General features: G+C 57.6%; 16 protein-coding genes. 12 read left to right on the forward strand and 4 right to left on the reverse strand.

Going from position 1 to position 16,249, the window contains the following annotated elements:
* Positions 1-10 precede the first annotated feature (10 nt).
* Together IEY52_RS07100 and IEY52_RS07105 are read right to left on the reverse strand one after the other, a co-directional pair.
* Complete coding sequence (locus tag IEY52_RS07100) at positions 11-874, reverse strand: aldo/keto reductase (protein ID WP_189001790.1); 864 nt, start codon at positions 872-874, stop codon at positions 11-13.
* 241 nt (positions 875-1,115) lie between these two features.
* Complete coding sequence (locus tag IEY52_RS07105) at positions 1,116-2,339, reverse strand: sugar efflux transporter (protein ID WP_189001792.1); 1,224 nt, start codon at positions 2,337-2,339, stop codon at positions 1,116-1,118.
* Positions 2,340-2,801: 462 nt separating this feature from the next.
* Between IEY52_RS07105 and IEY52_RS07110 the strand changes: the two genes are divergently transcribed.
* The 6 genes from IEY52_RS07110 (at position 2,802) to IEY52_RS07135 (ending at position 8,122) form a co-directional block, all read left to right on the forward strand.
* Positions 2,802-3,638 carry a phosphate/phosphite/phosphonate ABC transporter substrate-binding protein gene (locus IEY52_RS07110; protein ID WP_189001794.1) on the forward strand — a complete coding sequence of 279 codons (837 nt, stop codon included), beginning with the start codon at positions 2,802-2,804 and terminating at the stop codon, positions 3,636-3,638.
* Positions 3,631-4,281 (forward strand): hypothetical protein, encoded by a 651-nt coding sequence (locus tag IEY52_RS07115; protein ID WP_189001797.1) that lies wholly within the window; start codon positions 3,631-3,633, stop codon positions 4,279-4,281. The genes IEY52_RS07110 and IEY52_RS07115 overlap by 8 nt, the downstream gene beginning before the upstream one ends.
* A 92-nt stretch (positions 4,282-4,373) precedes the next feature.
* Entirely contained in the window at positions 4,374-5,279 is a 906-nt protein-coding gene (locus tag IEY52_RS07120) for a glycine betaine ABC transporter substrate-binding protein (RefSeq protein ID WP_189001799.1), read from the forward strand.
* Positions 5,280-5,297: 18 nt separating this feature from the next.
* Positions 5,298-6,434: an ABC transporter permease gene (locus IEY52_RS07125; protein WP_189001801.1), complete on the forward strand. Its 1,137-nt coding sequence runs from the start codon at positions 5,298-5,300 to the stop codon at positions 6,432-6,434.
* A gap of 6 nt (positions 6,435-6,440) precedes the next feature.
* Positions 6,441-7,382 (forward strand): ABC transporter ATP-binding protein, encoded by a 942-nt coding sequence (locus IEY52_RS07130; protein ID WP_189001803.1) that lies wholly within the window; start codon positions 6,441-6,443, stop codon positions 7,380-7,382.
* The gene (locus tag IEY52_RS07135; RefSeq protein WP_229684665.1) at positions 7,379-8,122 is read left to right on the forward strand and encodes an ABC transporter permease; all 744 of its coding nucleotides are present in this window, start codon (positions 7,379-7,381) and stop codon (positions 8,120-8,122) included. The genes IEY52_RS07130 and IEY52_RS07135 overlap by 4 nt, the downstream gene beginning before the upstream one ends.
* Positions 8,123-8,136: 14 nt before the next feature.
* On the opposite strand, the gene IEY52_RS07140 is transcribed toward IEY52_RS07135, so the two are convergent.
* Entirely contained in the window at positions 8,137-8,430 is a 294-nt protein-coding gene (locus IEY52_RS07140; protein WP_189001805.1) for a hypothetical protein, read from the reverse strand.
* On the opposite strand from IEY52_RS07140, the gene IEY52_RS07145 reads away from it, so the two are divergent.
* The 5 genes from IEY52_RS07145 to IEY52_RS07165 all read left to right on the forward strand — a co-directional run bounded on the left by IEY52_RS07145 (position 8,429) and on the right by IEY52_RS07165 (position 14,676).
* On the forward strand, positions 8,429-9,304 hold the full coding sequence (locus IEY52_RS07145) for a MurR/RpiR family transcriptional regulator (RefSeq protein WP_189001807.1): 876 nt from the start codon (positions 8,429-8,431) through the stop codon (positions 9,302-9,304). The two genes, IEY52_RS07140 and IEY52_RS07145, sit on opposite strands and share 2 nt — an antisense overlap.
* 24 nt (positions 9,305-9,328) lie before the next feature.
* Positions 9,329-10,810, forward strand: coding sequence for a gluconokinase (locus IEY52_RS07150; protein ID WP_189001809.1), 1,482 nt, complete (start codon positions 9,329-9,331; stop codon positions 10,808-10,810).
* 30 nt (positions 10,811-10,840) lie between these two features.
* Positions 10,841-12,202, forward strand: a complete 1,362-nt coding sequence (locus IEY52_RS07155; protein ID WP_189001812.1) for a GH1 family beta-glucosidase — start codon at positions 10,841-10,843, stop codon at positions 12,200-12,202.
* A 25-nt stretch (positions 12,203-12,227) separates the two neighbouring features.
* Positions 12,228-13,121: an aldo/keto reductase gene (locus IEY52_RS07160; protein ID WP_189001815.1), complete on the forward strand. Its 894-nt coding sequence runs from the start codon at positions 12,228-12,230 to the stop codon at positions 13,119-13,121.
* A gap of 295 nt (positions 13,122-13,416) precedes the next feature.
* A complete protein-coding gene (locus IEY52_RS07165) occupies positions 13,417-14,676 on the forward strand; it encodes an MFS transporter (protein ID WP_189001817.1) in 1,260 nt (419 codons plus the stop codon).
* A 66-nt stretch (positions 14,677-14,742) separates the two neighbouring features.
* Here IEY52_RS07165 and IEY52_RS07170 read toward each other — a convergent pair whose 3' ends face one another.
* Positions 14,743-15,591, reverse strand: a complete 849-nt coding sequence (locus tag IEY52_RS07170; RefSeq protein ID WP_189001819.1) for an alpha/beta fold hydrolase — start codon at positions 15,589-15,591, stop codon at positions 14,743-14,745.
* A 282-nt stretch (positions 15,592-15,873) separates the two neighbouring features.
* Here IEY52_RS07170 and IEY52_RS07175 point away from each other — a divergent pair.
* A partial coding sequence (locus IEY52_RS07175) for a glycoside hydrolase family 3 N-terminal domain-containing protein (RefSeq protein WP_308424994.1) occupies positions 15,874-16,249 on the forward strand: 376 nt, incomplete at its 3' end.

A 16,249-nucleotide genomic window follows, 5' to 3' on the forward strand; every position in this document is an offset into this window, starting at 1 on the left:
GTGTCGTAGATCAGTCCCGCAATTGCCCAATGGCGGCAAAATCCTCATCGGAAAGCTCCAGAGATGCAGCTTTCTGGTTCTCCTCAAAGTGTTTGATGTTGGAGGTGCCAGGAATGGGGATGATGTTGGCGGCGCGTTTGAGCAGCCAGGCCAGGGCCACCTGAGAAGGGGTGGCATTCAACCTGCGCGCGATGCTGTCCAGCACGCTGCCTTCGCGGGCCAGGTTGCCTGTGGCCAGCGGGAACCAGGGGATGAACCCGATGCCATGCTGGGAGGTGTAATTCAGGACCGCTTCGGACTGGCGGTTGGAGAGGTTGTAGAGGTTCTGCACGGTGGTGATTTCCACGATTTTGCGGGCAGCCTCGATCTCTTCTACAGAGACTTCGGAGAGGCCCACATGGCGGATTTTGCCTTCCTGCTGCAGCTCGCGGATCACGCCAAACTGTTCGTCCCTGGGGACTTTGGGGTCAATGCGGTGCAGCTGCCACAGATCAATGCGCTCAACTTTCAATTTGCGCAAACTGAGTTCCACGGCCTGGCGCAGGTACTCGGGGCGGCCCACGGGTGCCCACTTGCCGGGACCCTGGCGGGTGTTGCCCCCTTTGGTGGCGATCACCAGACCGTCGGCGTAGGGATACAGGGCTTCACGGATCAGGATTTCGGAGGTGTCGGGGCCGTAGGCGTCTGCGGTGTCAATGAAGTTGACGCCCAGTTCCACCACGCGCTTCAGCAAGGTGCGGGCGGCTTCGGGGTCCTGGGGATCGCCCCAGATGCCGTCTCCGGTGATGCGCATGGCTCCAAAGCCCAGACGGTTGACTTCCAGGTCGCCGCCGATTTTGAACGTTGTGGGTTGGGTGTATGGGGTTGCTGTCATGGTTTCACCTCTTGGTTTTGAATGGGAGCTTGATGGAAAAGTCTATGGGAAATGCCTCGCTGGGACTGCCAGACAGCCTAATACAGTTGATAGAAATAATCAACTAATAAAGCACAATTGGAGCTTGTGGGATGGAAAATGGTGTTCTGAACAAGAAGATACCCTGGATGCTTGAAATGGCTTATCGAGTATAAAGGTGTGAAAAAATACAATCCATATCAACAATGATCTTGAGGGTTTCTCACTTCACCTGCTGCCGGGACAGGTGGTAGGCCTGCAGGTGTTTCTCCCGACCAAACCCAAACAGCAAAAGGGCGCACAGCCAGCACATTCCCATGCACAGCAGAAACAACTGGTTGTTGAGCAGCAGGCTGGAGAGCATCCCAAACAACAACCCACTCAAAATGGATCCGGTGCGGCTGGCATTGGCATTCAGGGTGGTGGCCATTCCCGGTTCATCGGGCATCAAATCCTGAAAGTAAGAGATGCCCAGCCCCTGCGTCACCGAGATCACCACGGCAGCCAGAATCTGGGCTGGAAAAATGTGCCAGACCGCCGTGGCCTGACTGAGCACCAGAAAATAGATCCCCTGCAATGCCGCAGCCCCGATGATCAGCAGGCTTTTGGGAAGCCTTGAAGCAATGATGCCAAAGTAAATCATGAAAGGGATTTCCAGGCCTGCAGCCAGACTGAACAGCAAACCCACCTGTTCTTTGCTGCCGTGCAAATCCTGTACCACCCTCAGGGGCAGCACAATCTGACTGAGGGCTCCAGCCACACTGAGCAGGGTGAAACCCGAAAAAATCGCCATCACAGTGGGGCTTTTCAGCACCATCCTGAGGGAACGGGGAGGCTGGGAAGAAACGGAAGTGGTTTTCAGGGATTTGAACTGCCACACAATCCAGGCGGCCAGCACGGTGCACAGGGCTGCAATCCGGTACAGCCAGGGAAAGCCCAGCGAGGCCAGGAGCACAGCTCCAGTGGCAGGCCCCACCACCCAGGCCAGCGAGAAAAAGGTGCGCAGGGTGCTGATGGCCAGCTCAGGATTCTGCACCTGCTGCCCCTGAATGCGAATGCGGGCAAAAGCGAAAAGCTGGGGAAATGCTGCAGAGCCCGCTCCCAGCAGGGTGCAGGCTATGAGCAGCAGAACATAAAAGTCCCGGATCACACTGAACAGCAGATACCCCACAGCAGAACACAAGAGGGTGAACATCAGAATCCATTTGCGGTCCTGCACCCGATCTGACATTCGGGCCAGTTGCGTGCTGATCAGGATGCTGGCCACCGACATGGCGGTCACAAAAATGCCCAGCTGGGTCTTGGACATGTGGGCTTCGGTGGTGGCAAACAGCGAGGTGAAAGGCATGATGTAAGAAACGGCAATCCCAAAGATGGTCAGGGCCACACTGAGCCGGGCATAACCAGGGATCTGAAAAAGGTCTTTCAGGGTGTGCAGGAATTTCATGGATGTCTCCCTTCAAGTTGATGTGGTTTTGAAATCGTTTTCCATTGCCTGCTGACCGTATCCTAACAAAGCGCCAGAAGGGGTTTATGGATTTGATTAGGTGCATCGGGTCTGCAAAGGGGTTTTCAGGCACCAGGGCCAATTTGGCGTCAGGCCTTCTGACTGCTGGATGTTGAAAGGTGGCTTGCAAACCGCTGGCAGGACTTTGGTAGACAAAACAAATCAACAATTAAATCCAGGACAGAGCAGTCCAGGTGAGATGGCTGCTGAAAAAGTGTTTTTCTCAGAAGAATGATCTTGAAAATGCCTGTTTTGAACAGCACATCTGAGCAACAATGCGCAACCATGAAGCAGCAAGGCCCTAAGCCAAAACAATAAGTTGACAAAATCTGTAAACTACTCTAGGATTGTGGCACACACGGGCAGGAGCAGCACAACCCTCACCCAGAAAGGAGAAGATTCATGACGCTGATCACCCACCCCCATCAGACCCGGCAGGCCAGCCAGACCACCGTCGAACTGGTGTCCCTGCTGGGACCCAACCACCAGCAACACCTGATTGACCTGGTGAACCACCTGAATGCCACCACCTCCCTGTCTCTGAAATACCAGCCCGGAGAGTTGTGGACCACCCATGAAAAGTCACTCAAATCCGGAAACGCACAGGCGGGCTTCATCTGTGGACTGCTGGGTCTGCAGCATGAACACCTCGACTTTCTGGCCGTTCCGGTTCCGCTTGCCCCCCGTGCCAAAGGACAGCCTGTGTATTTCAGCGATGTGGTGGTGCACCGGGACAGCATTTACGACCAGCTCAGCGAACTGACCCAGGCCCACTGGGCTTACAACGACCCCACTTCACTGTCAGGACTGGCTGCACCTCTGGCCCAGCTTTCCCGGCTGGGGGCGGCCTTCACCGGAGATTTCACCCCCAGTGGATCCCACCTGCAATCCATCCAGCAGGTGCTCACCCAGCAGGTGGATGCTGCGGCCATCGATTCACAGGTGCTGTCCTGGGTGCTCAGGCAGCAACCCAGACTGCGCCAGGAACTGCGGGTGATTGCCAGCCTGGGGCCTTTCCCAGCCCCACCTTTTGCCGTGCACCAGAACCTGGATCCTGAAGTGCGCCAGGAGTTGCAGAAAGCCCTGCTGAACCTGCACCGAACGGTCTCTGGGCAGAAACTGCTGGATGAAGCGGGCTTCATCCACTACCAGCTCACCCACAAAGACCAGTACCAGCCACTGCTGGAAGTCACCGCCCAGGCCCAGATCTTGAGAGACAGAGGTGTTGTGCATGCCTGAAGTGACCCCACACGCGACCCCTCAGACTTCTGGAGCCTCCAGATTTTTGCAACTGGGCACAGAAGAACGGGTTCCAGAGCGCCCTTTCACCGATCCAACACACAACCAGCAAGATTTGCTTTTGCTGCATGAAATGCGCGATCAATTGCTGGGCACCCTGCGGAGCGGCAGAAAGCAGCAGGAAATCCTGGAGCAGGGGAGAGGGTACCACGGCATCCACATCTTTGACGCGGTGTCATTGTCAGAACAACCTGCACTGGCTTTTGTGGGGTTCCGTTCCATACTGCGGCCAGATTCCCCTGCAGATGTCCGGGAGGAACTGACCCGTATTGATGCCCATCTGGTGGAAGACCTGCGCAACGACCCGGAGCCTGCCATTTTCGCCTACAGTTCCAGACAGCTCGATTCCTTAAACTGGCTGAATCTGGTGGTGCTGAAAGACCTTTCGCACATGGGGTACTGGCAGCACAGCCAGCACCACCAGCGGGCTTCGCAACATTTGTCTCCGCATTACTATCAGGGCATCCGCTTGCACAACGGGGTGCTGGACACCGGAATTCAGGGTACATTGCGCCTGACCAGCACCAAATACTATGACTTCAGTGCCGGGCGGCCCTGGCTGGCCCTGCGTTCTGCCTTCTGAGGCATTGAACCTTCCCGCTTTCAAAGTCGTACCTTCACCACCATTTGTGGATCTTTGATCCGTTCCAACAGAAACAACAGAGGAGTTTTGACATGAAGAAAAGCATTTTCCTGTTTGCTGCCCTTGCCCTCACCTCCAGTGCCTTTGCGAAACCCATTGTGGTGGCCAGCAAACTCGATCCCGAAGCCCAGCTGCTGGGCCAGATCATCCTCCTGACCCTCAAAGACGCAGGGTTCGAGGTCACAGACAAAACCAGCCTGGGAGACACCGGAGTGGCCCGCAAAGCCATTCTGTCGGGCGAGATTGATGTGTACCCTGAATACACTGGAAACGCTGTTTATTTGTTCCCAGACGCCAAAATCGCCGAAGAAAAAGCCCAGAACCCCCAAGTGATTTACGGGCTGGCAAAAGAGCTGGATGCGAAAAACGGCATCACCTGGCTGAACCCTGCCAATGTCAACAACACCTGGGCACTGGCCCTTCCTGCTGCTTTTGCCAGAGCCAACAAAATCAGCACCTACACCAATCTGGCCACCTACCTGAACAGGGGCGGCAACCTGAAAGTGGCAGGAAGCCCGGAGTTCTTCAACCGCCCCGATGCTTTCCAGCTGTTTGAGAACACCTACGGCTTCAAACTGAAAGCAGATCAGAAACTGCTGCTGGCAGGTGCAACCCCCCTGCAAACCCAGCAGGCTGCTGCAGCAGGTCAAAACGGTGTGAATGCTGCCATGGCTTACGGAACAGACGGCACCATTGCTGCTCTGGATCTGGTGGTCCTCAAAGACCCCAAAAATGCCCAGCCGGTGTATCAGCCTTCCCCCATCATTCGCACCGAGGTTTTGAAAGCCAACCCCAAAATTCAGACCCTGCTGAACAAGGCCTTCAGAACCCTCAGCCAGACCGGAATTCAAAAACTGAACGCCCAGATTGCTGTGGAAGGCAAGCCTGTCAGAGAAGTGGCAGCGGCTTTCCTGAAAAGCAAGGGCATCATCAAATAAGCCCTTCAAGGCCCTTTCATGAAACATCCCTTTGACTCCCGAACCGTCTGGCTTTCTGCAGTCCTGCTTCTGGCAGGACTCTTTTTGCCCTGGCTGGGTCTCAGGCCCAACCGCATTGCATTGCCCCATTTCCTGCACCTGCAGTGGATATGGCAGGCTGCTGGAGGGGTGCTGTTGGTGTTGCTTGCTGCCCTGGCCTACCGGAAACCCACACTGTTGTGGCTTCCTGCCAACCTGATTTTGCTTTCTGGTCCGGTGCTGTTTGGACTGTTCAGCAAGGAAGCACTGGCGGGTCAGTCAGAGATTGCACGTGCCAGCGCCAGCAGCGGTTTCTGGCTGTGGATGCTGGGATCAGGCATTGCACTGTACACCGCGCAACTGGCCCAGACGGAAAAGCGCAACAGCTTTCTTTTGTGGCTGTGGTTCCCCATTGTTCTGGGATTTGCTTTGCTGCATGGGCTGGACGGCTGGAGCGTCCTGGCAGAAGGCCGCAGTGAAGGCGACCGCTGGCTTGCAGAACTGGGGCAGCATTTCAGGCTCACCCTGACTGCTTTACTTCTGGCCACCCTGATTGGCAGTCCTCTGGCGGTCTGGTCCAGCCAGAATGAAAAGGCAGCAAACCTGACCCTGGGCATTGCAGGGGCGTTCCAGACCCTGCCCAGTCTGGCTTTGCTGGGCCTTCTGATTGCTCCCCTGGCCTGGCTTGCAGACCATGTTCCAGGTTTGCGTGCTGCAGGAGTGAGCGGGATTGGCACCGCTCCTGCACTGGTGGCCCTGACCCTCTATGCCCTCCTGCCCCTGCTCAGAAACGGTGTGGTGGCCCTCAGAGGTGTGGATGAAGGCGCACTGGACGCAGCCACCGGAATGGGCATGACCCGGGCGCAGCGCTTCTGGAAAGTGCAGTTGCCTCTGGCCCTCCCTGTGTGGCTGGCCGGGGTCAGGCAGGCCACGGTGCTCCTGATTGGGATCAGCAGTGTGGCTGCATTGATTGGAGCAGGAGGCCTGGGTGTGTACATCTTCAAAGGCCTGCAGAGCGGAGCTGCCGACCTGATTCTGCTGGGGGCCATCCCTGCCTGCGTGCTGGCCGTGCTGGCCGATGCCCTGCTCAGGGGGGCAGAAAATGTGCTGGGAAATCGACTGGGAAGGACACCCTGATCCATCATGATTGAACTGAAAAACCTCCAGAAAAAATACGGAGACCACGTGGTGGTTCAGGACCTGAACCTCACCTTCCAGACCGGAAAAATCACAGCCCTGCTGGGGCCTTCGGGCTGCGGAAAAACCACCACCCTGTGCATGATCAACCGCCTGATTGATCCCTCAGGAGGCCAGATCCTCCTGCAGGGCAAAGACGTGCGCTCACTGCGTCCAGAAGTCCTGAGGCGCAGCATGGGTTATGTGATCCAGCGCATCGGGCTGTTTCCGCATTTGACCATCGGACAGAACGTGGCCACCGTGCCCGAACTGCTGAAGCAGGACCGCACCAGCACCCAGCAAAGGGTGGATGAACTGCTGCATCTGGTGGGTCTGGAACCCTCCCTCTTCAAGCACAAGAAACCTGCAGAACTTTCGGGAGGGCAACAGCAACGGGTGGGGGTGGCCCGTGCACTGGCCGCTGATCCTCCGGTGCTCCTGATGGATGAACCTTTTGGAGCCCTGGACCCCATAGCCCGTGAGAAACTGCAACTGGAATTCCTGCAGATCCAGAAAACCCTGGCCAAAACCATCGTGATGGTGACGCATGACATCGCAGAAGCCATCCTGATGGCCGACCACATCGCCCTCCTGAATGAAGGACGGCTGGAACAATACGGCACCCCCGACGACCTGATTCACCGCCCGGCCAGTGCTTTTGTGCGGCGCTTCATGGGAGAGGACGCCGTGCTGACCCAGCTTGCGGGGCTTGTTCTGGGAGGACTGGTCCAGCCCGGAACATCTGCAGGAATGCCTGTGCTTTCTGCCACAGACCATGCCCGCACGGCCCTGTCCATCATGCTCAGGGACGGCATTGAAGCGGTGGCAGTGCAGGAAGGAAACCACATTCTGGGTGTGGTGCGCTATCAGGACCTTTTGCATGCCGGAAAAGCCAGGAGTTACGCTTGAAACTGGCTGTGCCCTCCAGGTCCAGACAGATTCGCATTCCTGCAGGACTGATCTGGCCTGTGCTGCTGATTGTGGCACTTCTTCCAGATGTGTTGCCGCGACTTCTGGCCCCCCTGTCTGCTGGCGTTCCTCCGCACACAGACAAACCCCTCTGGCAGCTCACCCTGGACCACCTTTTGCTGGTGCTGCTGGCCGAGGGGATCATTTTGCTGCTGGCCCTGCCCACCATCGTGTTTGTCACGCGGCCCCACAACCAGGCGTTTTTGCGCCTCACCGAAACCCTGACCGGACTGGGCCAGACGGTGCCCACCCTGGCGATTCTGGCCCTGGCGGTTCCGGCCCTGGGATTTGGGGTTGCTCCCACCCTGCTGGGTCTGGTGCTTTACGGTCTGGTGCCTGTGGTGTCCAACGGGATTGCTGGTCTGCAAAGTGTGGATGGAGGGGTGCTGGACGCCGCCACCGGAACAGGCATGACCCCGTTGCAGCGCCTTTTTCGCATTGAACTCCCGCTGGCCTGGCCCATCCTGCTGGCCGGGATTCGCACCAGCACGGTGTACAACGTTGGAACAGCCACCATCGGAGCGGCACTGGGGGCTGGAGGTCTGGGTTCCCCGATCATCAACGGTCTTTCTGAGCAGAACACCGGACTGGTTTTGCTGGGTGCCCTGACTGCGGCTCTGCTGGCCCTTTCGCTGGACGCTTTGCTGGGCCTTTTCGCTTCAAAGCAGGCTGAAAAATGACAGAAAAACAACCTTCAAACTGAAAGCTTGAAAAAGAAATTTTCCTTCAGGAAATCACCCAGGAAATGACAGCTTGACTTCATCTCCTGGGTGATTTGCCTTGACCCTAGCCCGACTTTTGCCTCGCAGAAGACGGTTTTTTGCTTCACGGTTTCTGCCGCGATCCCCACTGTTTGGCCCTTCACAAGAATCCTCTGCAGCTCAGAATCAGGAATGATTCTTTCATTTTGATGCCTGAATTCTGCAGGTCTGGTCTTACAATGGAAGCATCCGCCCCCACTGCAACCCTTTTGATCAAGGAGCCCCATGACTGCACCTTCTGTTGCCCACCTGCCCCCCCTGCTGCGCAAACTGCATGTGATGCGCGACGAGGTGGGGGCTGCCAGTGTGAGAATCATCGACACCATCCTGGCCCACCCGGAAGAGTTTCTGCACTGGACCATCGCAGACCTCTCTGCCGTGTCCGATTCCTCGGAGGCCACCGTGGTCAGGCTGGTGCAGGGCCTGGGGTTCAAAAGCTACCAGGACTTCAAGCTCAAACTGTCCCGCACGCTGGTGGGGCAGGAAAAAACCAGAGCCCCCCTGGGCATCCAGCCCCAGGATCCACCAGAGCAGGTGTTGCAGAAGGTCTTTCAGGGCAGCATGACTTCCCTTTCAGACACCCTGGAGCACCTGGACTTGCAGGCGTTCAACCGGACCGTGGAGGCGCTCTCGCAGGCCAGACGCATTGATTTCATCGGGATGGGCCACTCGGCACTGCTGGCCCAGGATGCCCAGCAGAAATGCCTGCGGCTGGGCCTGATGTGCGCGGCCCACACCGACCCCCTCAGCATGACCCAGGTGTGCGCGTTGCTGGAACCTGCAGATGTGCTGGTGGCCATTTCCTACTCGGGAGCCCGCCCTGATGTGCTGCATGCCGCGAAACTGGCCCGTGAAGGAGGCGCACAGGTGGTGGCCCTGACCGGTCTGGGGCGCACCCCCCTGACCCGCCTGGCCCAACACACCCTCACGGCGTCTGCCCCGGAAAGCCCTTACAGGCCCGAGGAGGTGGCTGCACGTCTGGCCCAGCTTTGCATCATCGACGCACTGCTGGCTGCTTTGCAGGTGCTGGGAGAACCTTTTTCCAGCAGGCGCATTCAGCAGGTGAATCAGGCCCTCAGGAAATCCGGGGACAGAAAGTGAAAACACAAAACGTGAAAGGACAGCATGCACATCCGATCTGAACCCCTGATGCTCAGCATTGACATCGGTTCCAGCAGTGTGAAAGGACTGGCTTATGACCAGCACGGACAGGCTTTTCCGGGCATCCGGGCAAAAGTGCTGTGCAGCCTGAAACACCATGCAGATGGAGGCGCAGAGGCCAACCTGCTGCACATCTGTCAGGCGGTGGACCAGGTGCTGGACACGCTGCACGTGCGGCTGGGCAGCCGGGAGGTGCTGGGGGTGGCTTTCACCAGCATTGCTTCCAGCCTGGTGGCCCTGGACGTGGATTTTCAGCCGCTGTCTCCGGTCCTCACTTACGCAGACACCCGCAGCCTCCACCTGTTGCAGGACCTGCCTTTCGATCCTTCCCGTCTGGACCGCACAGGTTGCCCCGATTACACCGCCTACTGGCCCACCCAGATTCTCTGGTGGCAGGCCACCTCGGCACTGCAGGCAGCGCACTGGTGCAACATTGCCGACCATGTGCTGTGGCGTTATTTTGGAGAGGCCCCCCGCACTTCTTATTCGCTGGCCTCCTGGACGGGTTTGCTGAACAGGCATACCCTGCGCTGGGATGGGGCATTGCTGCAGCAACTGGGCCTGATTGACGACCAACTTCCCGTTCTGACCGACCACACCGTTCCCCACCTGCACCTGAAAAAAGAGCACCTGCAGCGCTGGCCCAAATTTGCCCACATTCCCTTCTTTCCTGCAGTGGGAGATGGTGCGGCAGCCAATGTGGGCAGTGCAGCCACCCGTCCTGGTCAGGTGGCCCTCACGGTGGGAACCACCAGTGCCCTGCGTGCCGTGTTGCCCACCCGCACACCTGCCATCCCTCAGGGGTTGTGGTCTTACCTGATTGATCAGGACCATGCCCTGCTGGGTGGTGCCCTCACCGAAGGCGGCAACATCCACCAGTGGATGCGGGAATCCCTGAACCTGGGACCCTGGGATGAACTGGAACAGCACCTCTCCCAGTTGCCCCCGGATGGTCATGGCCTGACTTTTGTGCCTTCTTTCAGTGGAGAACGCAGCCCCCACTACAACCCTGAAGCCACCGGAACCCTGCACGGCCTGAAACTCAGCACCCGGCCCTTGCAGGTGTTGCAGGTGGGAATGGAAGGCATCGCTTACCGTCTGGCCGACATTGCCCAGCGGCTCAGCACCGCCCTGGAGGTGAGGCCCACCTATTTTGCCAGTGGTCAGGCTGTCCTGTCTTCCAACGTGTGGTTGCAGATGCTCTCTGATGTGCTGGATGCCCCTGTGGTGGTCACAGACATTCCAGATGAAGCCACCGCCCGAGGGGCCGCCCTGATGGGTCTGGGTGCCCTGGGGGTGCTGGATCCTTTTGATTTGCCAGACCGCCGCATCACAGCGGCCTTTGAACCCTCTGTGCAGGCCCACCAGATCTACCAGCAGGCCATGCAGCGCCAGACGCACCTGATGCACCTGCTGCGTCCTGCCAGAACCCTGCAAAACGCCTGAAGCCCAAAACACCATCAGAAAGGCAAAACCATGACCCACAAGATTCCTACATTCCCAGCAGATTTCACCTGGGGCGTTGCCACCAGCGCCTACCAGATCGAGGGGGCCGCTTTTGAAGATGGCCGGGGACCCAGCATCTGGGACGCCTACGCCCTGATGCCCGGCAAGATCCTGAACGGCGAAAATGGCACCACATCCTGCGACCACTACCACCTGTGGCAGCAGGACCTGGACCTCATCCAGAACCTCAACCTGAACGCTTACCGTTTCTCTGTGTCCTGGCCCAGGGTCCTTCCTGAAGGCATGGGCCAGATCAATGAAAAGGGACTGGATTTTTATGACCGTCTCATTGATGGATTGCTGGAACGGGGTCTGGATCCCCACCTCACCCTGTATCACTGGGATCTGCCCCAGGCCCTGCAAAACCGGGGAGGCTGGGCCAACCCGGACATCGTGCAGTGGTTCACCGATTACGCCCTGACCCTGCACCGCAAACTGGGAGACCGGGTGAAAAGCTGGTGCACCTTCAATGAGCCCTGGTGCACGGCGGAACTGGGGTACCACATCGGGCGGCATGCTCCGGGGATTCAGGATTTGCCCACTGCAGTGCTGGCCTCGTATCACATCCAGCTGGCCCACGGTCAGGCCGTGCTGGCCCTCAGAGGGGAGAACGTCAGGGGAGAGGTGGGCACGGTGCTGAACCTTTACCCCGTGGACCCTGCCACCGGTTCCCCTGAAGATCAGGAAGCTGCGCTCTTGCTGGATGCAAAAATCAACTGCTGGTATCTGGATCCGGTGTTCCGGGGCACCTTCCCCGAGCGTGCGCTGCAACATTACCAGAACCAGCTGGGTGCAAAAATGCCCGATCTGGACCTGGAGGCTCTGAAAGTGGCTGCACAGCCGCTGGATTTTCTGGGGGTCAATTACTACTACCGCTACTGGGTCAGCACCGAGGGCAAAACCCTGCAGAACGTGGAGCGCACCGACATGGGCTGGGAAATCTACCCCGAGGGCATCTACCGCCTGATGAAAGACCTGCACCGGGAATACCCCGTTCCGAAGTATTACATCACCGAAAACGGAGCGGCTTTCAAAGACGAGCTGGTCAATGGTCAGGTGCACGATGCTGAGCGGGTGCGCTTCCTGCAGGACCATCTTCACCACCTGCAAAGGGCCATTGCAGAGGGGGTGCCTGTGAGCGGCTATTTTGAATGGTCTTTGCTGGACAACTTTGAATGGGCCTTTGGATATGCCAAGCGCTTTGGGATCGTGCATGTGGATTACGACACCCAGCAACGCACCCTCAAAGACAGCGCGAAGTGGTACCGGGATTTTGTGGGCGAACAGCGGGGCATCCTGCAAAAAGCACCTCAGGCGAAAGGCATTTTCTGATTTTCTGCACCACTTGGGAGACAGCATGACTCAGACCAACACAGACACCAACACAGACACCAACACACTGAACGCTGCATCCAGTGGCACCTTCAAAATTGGCGGAGAACTGGACATCCACCGTCTGGGCTTCGGGGCGATGCGCCTGACCGGACCGGGCATCTGGGGTCCTCCCAGGGATCCCGAAAACGCCCTGAAGGTGCTCAGACGGGTGGTGGAACTGGGTGTCAATTTCATCGACACTGCAGATGCTTACGGTCCACACGTCAACGAGGAACAGATCCGTGAGGCCCTTTACCCCTACGCCAGCAATCTGGTGATTGCCACCAAAGGGGCACACACCCGCCAGGGACCAGACCGCTGGGTTCCGGTGGGTCGCCCCGAGTACCTGCGCCAGTGCGTGGAAATGAGCCTGATGCGCCTCAGGCTGGAGTGCATCGACCTCTGGCAACTGCACCGCATTGACCCCAGGGTCCCCAGAGACGAACAGTTCGGCGTGATCCGGGACATGCAGCAGGAAGGCAAAATCCGTTTCTTTGGGCTCTCAGAGGTGAGCATCGAGGAATTGCAGGCCGCCCAGAACGTGCTCCCTGTGGCCACCGTGCAGAACCTGTACAACCTGACCGACCGCAACCACGAGGCGGTGCTGAACCACTGTGAGCAGCACGGCATTGGCTTCATTCCCTGGAGGCCCATTGCTGGAGGTCATCTGGAGGTGCTGAGCACCATCGCCCAGAAGTTGAATGCCACCCCCTCCCAGGTGGCCCTGGCCTGGCTGCTCAAACGATCGAAGGTGATGCTCCCGATTCCTGGAACCTCCAGCCTGAAGCACCTGGAAGAGAACCTGGGTGCAGCCCGTCTGGACCTCTCGGATGAAGACTTTGCAACGCTGAACAGGCTTGCTCCTGCTTCTGTCTGAACGCTGAATTTGAAAGTATTGTCACAACCCTGAAAAAATTGTACTGAGCAATGAAAAGTTTTTCACATCTTTCCTGCACAGAAAAAAAGCAAGATGGGAACAGGGTTTTTCGTGAGCGTTTTTTTCGGGTTGAACATTGTGAAGGATCTTCCTTGACCCGCTGTTCATGACCCACCATACTGAAGCATCTGGATGGTCCATGAGGGCCATCCTGGCTTCCTTTGCCCTCCTCCATTTTGCCCCTGGCAGCCCTCTGTGGCCTGCTGCCTTTCGCCTTGCTTTCAGAGGACCTTTCATGCAATCCCTTTATGCCGAAATCCGCGACCCACAAAAACTGAACACCCTCAAACTTTCCGTGTGGGAAGGCTGCATCTGGCAAATTTACGCCACCTGGATGCTGGGTCCCATCTTCATCGGGCACCTGGGGCACCTGGGGGCCAGCAGTGCAGAGCTGGCTTTTGCAGGCAGCATTCCCTTTCTGGCCCAGCTCAGCGGCCCGGTCACCGCATGGTGGGTGTCGCAGGTCAAGAAACGCAAACGCCTGATGTTTTACCTCGGACTGGTGGGCAGACTGGTGGGCATTTTGCCCCTGGTTCTGCTTTTTACAGATGTTCCTGATCCCCAGAAAGTCATCTGGCTTTTGATGGGACTGGCCATCACCAACATCTTCCAGTCTGCAGCAGGTACCATCTGGAGCGGGATCATGGGGGATGTTGTCCCTGGTGTGATCCGGGGCCGCTATTTCGGAATGCGCAACGGCCTGATGGGAATGTGCGCCACCTCAGCGGCATTGCTGGGCGGTCTGGTGATTGACCATCTGGTTCCTCCCAGCAATTATGCAGTGCTGTTTGGGGCGGCTTTCGTGCTGTCGATGGTCTCCACAGTGATGTACCTGATGTACCACGATCCTTACCCCAGTGCCCCCAGACTGACCTTCAAAGATGTGCTGATGACCCCCCTCAGAGACGCGAATTTTGCACCGTTCCTGCGCTTCATGACGGTGTGGGGCGGTGCGCAGGCGTTCTGCACGGTCATGCTGGTTCCGTACTTCCTGAAAGAAATGCATTTCACCATGACCCAGGTGGGCCTTTACACAGCCCTGACCGCTGCGGTGGGCCTGCTGGTCAATTACCAGATCGGAAAGGTCGTGGACCGCATCCCCAACACCCTGGTGCTCAAAATGGCGGCCCTGTGCAGCGCTTTCCTGATTCCCCTCACCCTGATGGTGATTTACCAGACCCACTGGACGGCCCTGGTGTGGCTGCTGGCGGTGCTGGAAGCCGTGATTTACAGCGCAGCCAACCTGACCATCTTCAATCTGGCCATGCAGAAAACACAGCCTGGAAACCGCCTGCCTTACCTGTCTTCAGGCAACCTGCTGTCTGGAGCAGCAGCGTTCAGCATGGGACTGGTGGCCGGGGGTGTGGTGTCCCTGCTGCAAGGGCTGCATGTGCAGGAGCATTATCTGGTGTATTTCCTGCTGTGCATCGGGATGCGCCTGATCTGCCTGCTGCCGATTCGGGGGATTCGGCTGGCGGATGCTGCGAAAAATTGAAGCTTCAACCCTCCAGTTTCCCTTAAACTTGCTGCAGAAGGCTTGTGAAAAAGCGACATGGCTTCTTCACTGCAAGGTGCCCAGAAAATCCTGCAGGCACTGCACGGTTTTTTGAGGCTCAGTCAGAAAGAAATGGTGATCGGTGTTCCAGCGGATGACCTGCCCCAGAGGACATTCTCTGGCAAACTGTGCCATGGATTCCTGTTGCCAGGGAAGCATCACCTTCCGGGTCAAAGCATCCTCTTTTTCTTCCAGCAGGCCATAAATCGCCAGAGCAGGACAGCGGATGCTGCGGTAATCTGGCACATGGCTGTCTGTGGCGGCAAAGAGTCTGGAAGGACCTTCCCTCAGGCGCAACCTTCCCTGGTCCTGAATCAGCATGTCCTGCAGGTCTGCTTCCAGAGCAGGGGTCCAGCAACCGTACTGTGCCTGCAGGTCTTCCCGAAATCCTTGCAAGGTGTGGGGCTGAGGGCGACTGGCATTGCTGTTGTGCTCTGCATCTTGCTGCATGCGTTTCAGAACGCCACTGCGGTTGTAGGCCGCATCCAGATAAACCAGGGCTTTGAAACGCTCTGGCTGTTGTGAGGCGGCCAGGGTCATCTCATTTCCTGCAATGGAATGGCCCACCAGAATCACATCTTGCAGTTCCAGAACGTTGAGGAATTCCAGCAGGTCATCTGCCAGTCTTTGCGGGGTGTAATCGTGGTTCGCCGGAGCTTCGGATTTTCCGTGCCCTCTGCGGGAAAGGGCCAGCACCTGAAACCGCTGTGCAAAAACGGGAGCAATGTCTCTGAAAATGTGGGCGGTGTGCCCCAGGCCCGGAAGCCACAGCAGGGGTGTCCCTGTGGTGCTCCACTGCAGGTATTGCAGCTGCAGGTCCCGAACCTGAGCAAATTTGATTTGAAGTGAATCCATCTTTTCAGGGTAGGGGAGGACGGTAGGGCAATGGTCCTGCCCTGTGTTGTTGCTTTACGAACTGGAAGCGCTTCATGTGCCAGACACTGAAAACCTTTGCCCAATTTGTCTGAACTTCTGCCAGATCTGAACCGGGATCAGGGAAAAGGGCCTTTTGTTCAGGGGGTGAACATGCTATCATCGAATCGTTTCGACAGACCACCCTAGAACAAAGTCACATGCTTCCCCCTCAAACAGGCGTACCATATACTTGTACCGCTAAAGTATCCTCCTAGGAGCACCATGAACCAGAAGAGCACCCCCCATCCCTTTGTCCAGAACCTGCTGTCAGAAATGAGCCTTGCTGAAAAAATCGGGCAGATGACCCAGCCCGAAAAGAACAGCGTCAAGAAAGGCGACATCGCCAGATACAGCCTCGGATCCGTCCTCTCAGGCGGCGGCGGAAACCCTACCGAAAACAACCCCCAAAACTGGCGGGACATGGTCGAGGGCTTCCTGGAAGAAGCACAACACTCCCGACTCCAGATTCCCCTCATCTACGGCGTGGATGCCGTCCACGGCCACAACAACATGATCGGCGCCACCCTCTTCCCCCACAACAACGCCCTGGGAGCCACCAGGGACTTTGATCTCGTGCGCAGAATTGGACGCGCCACCG

Origin of the sequence: Deinococcus roseus, assembly GCF_014646895.1 — a bacterium.
In the GTDB taxonomy this organism is placed as follows: domain Bacteria; phylum Deinococcota; class Deinococci; order Deinococcales; family Deinococcaceae; genus Deinococcus_C; species Deinococcus_C roseus.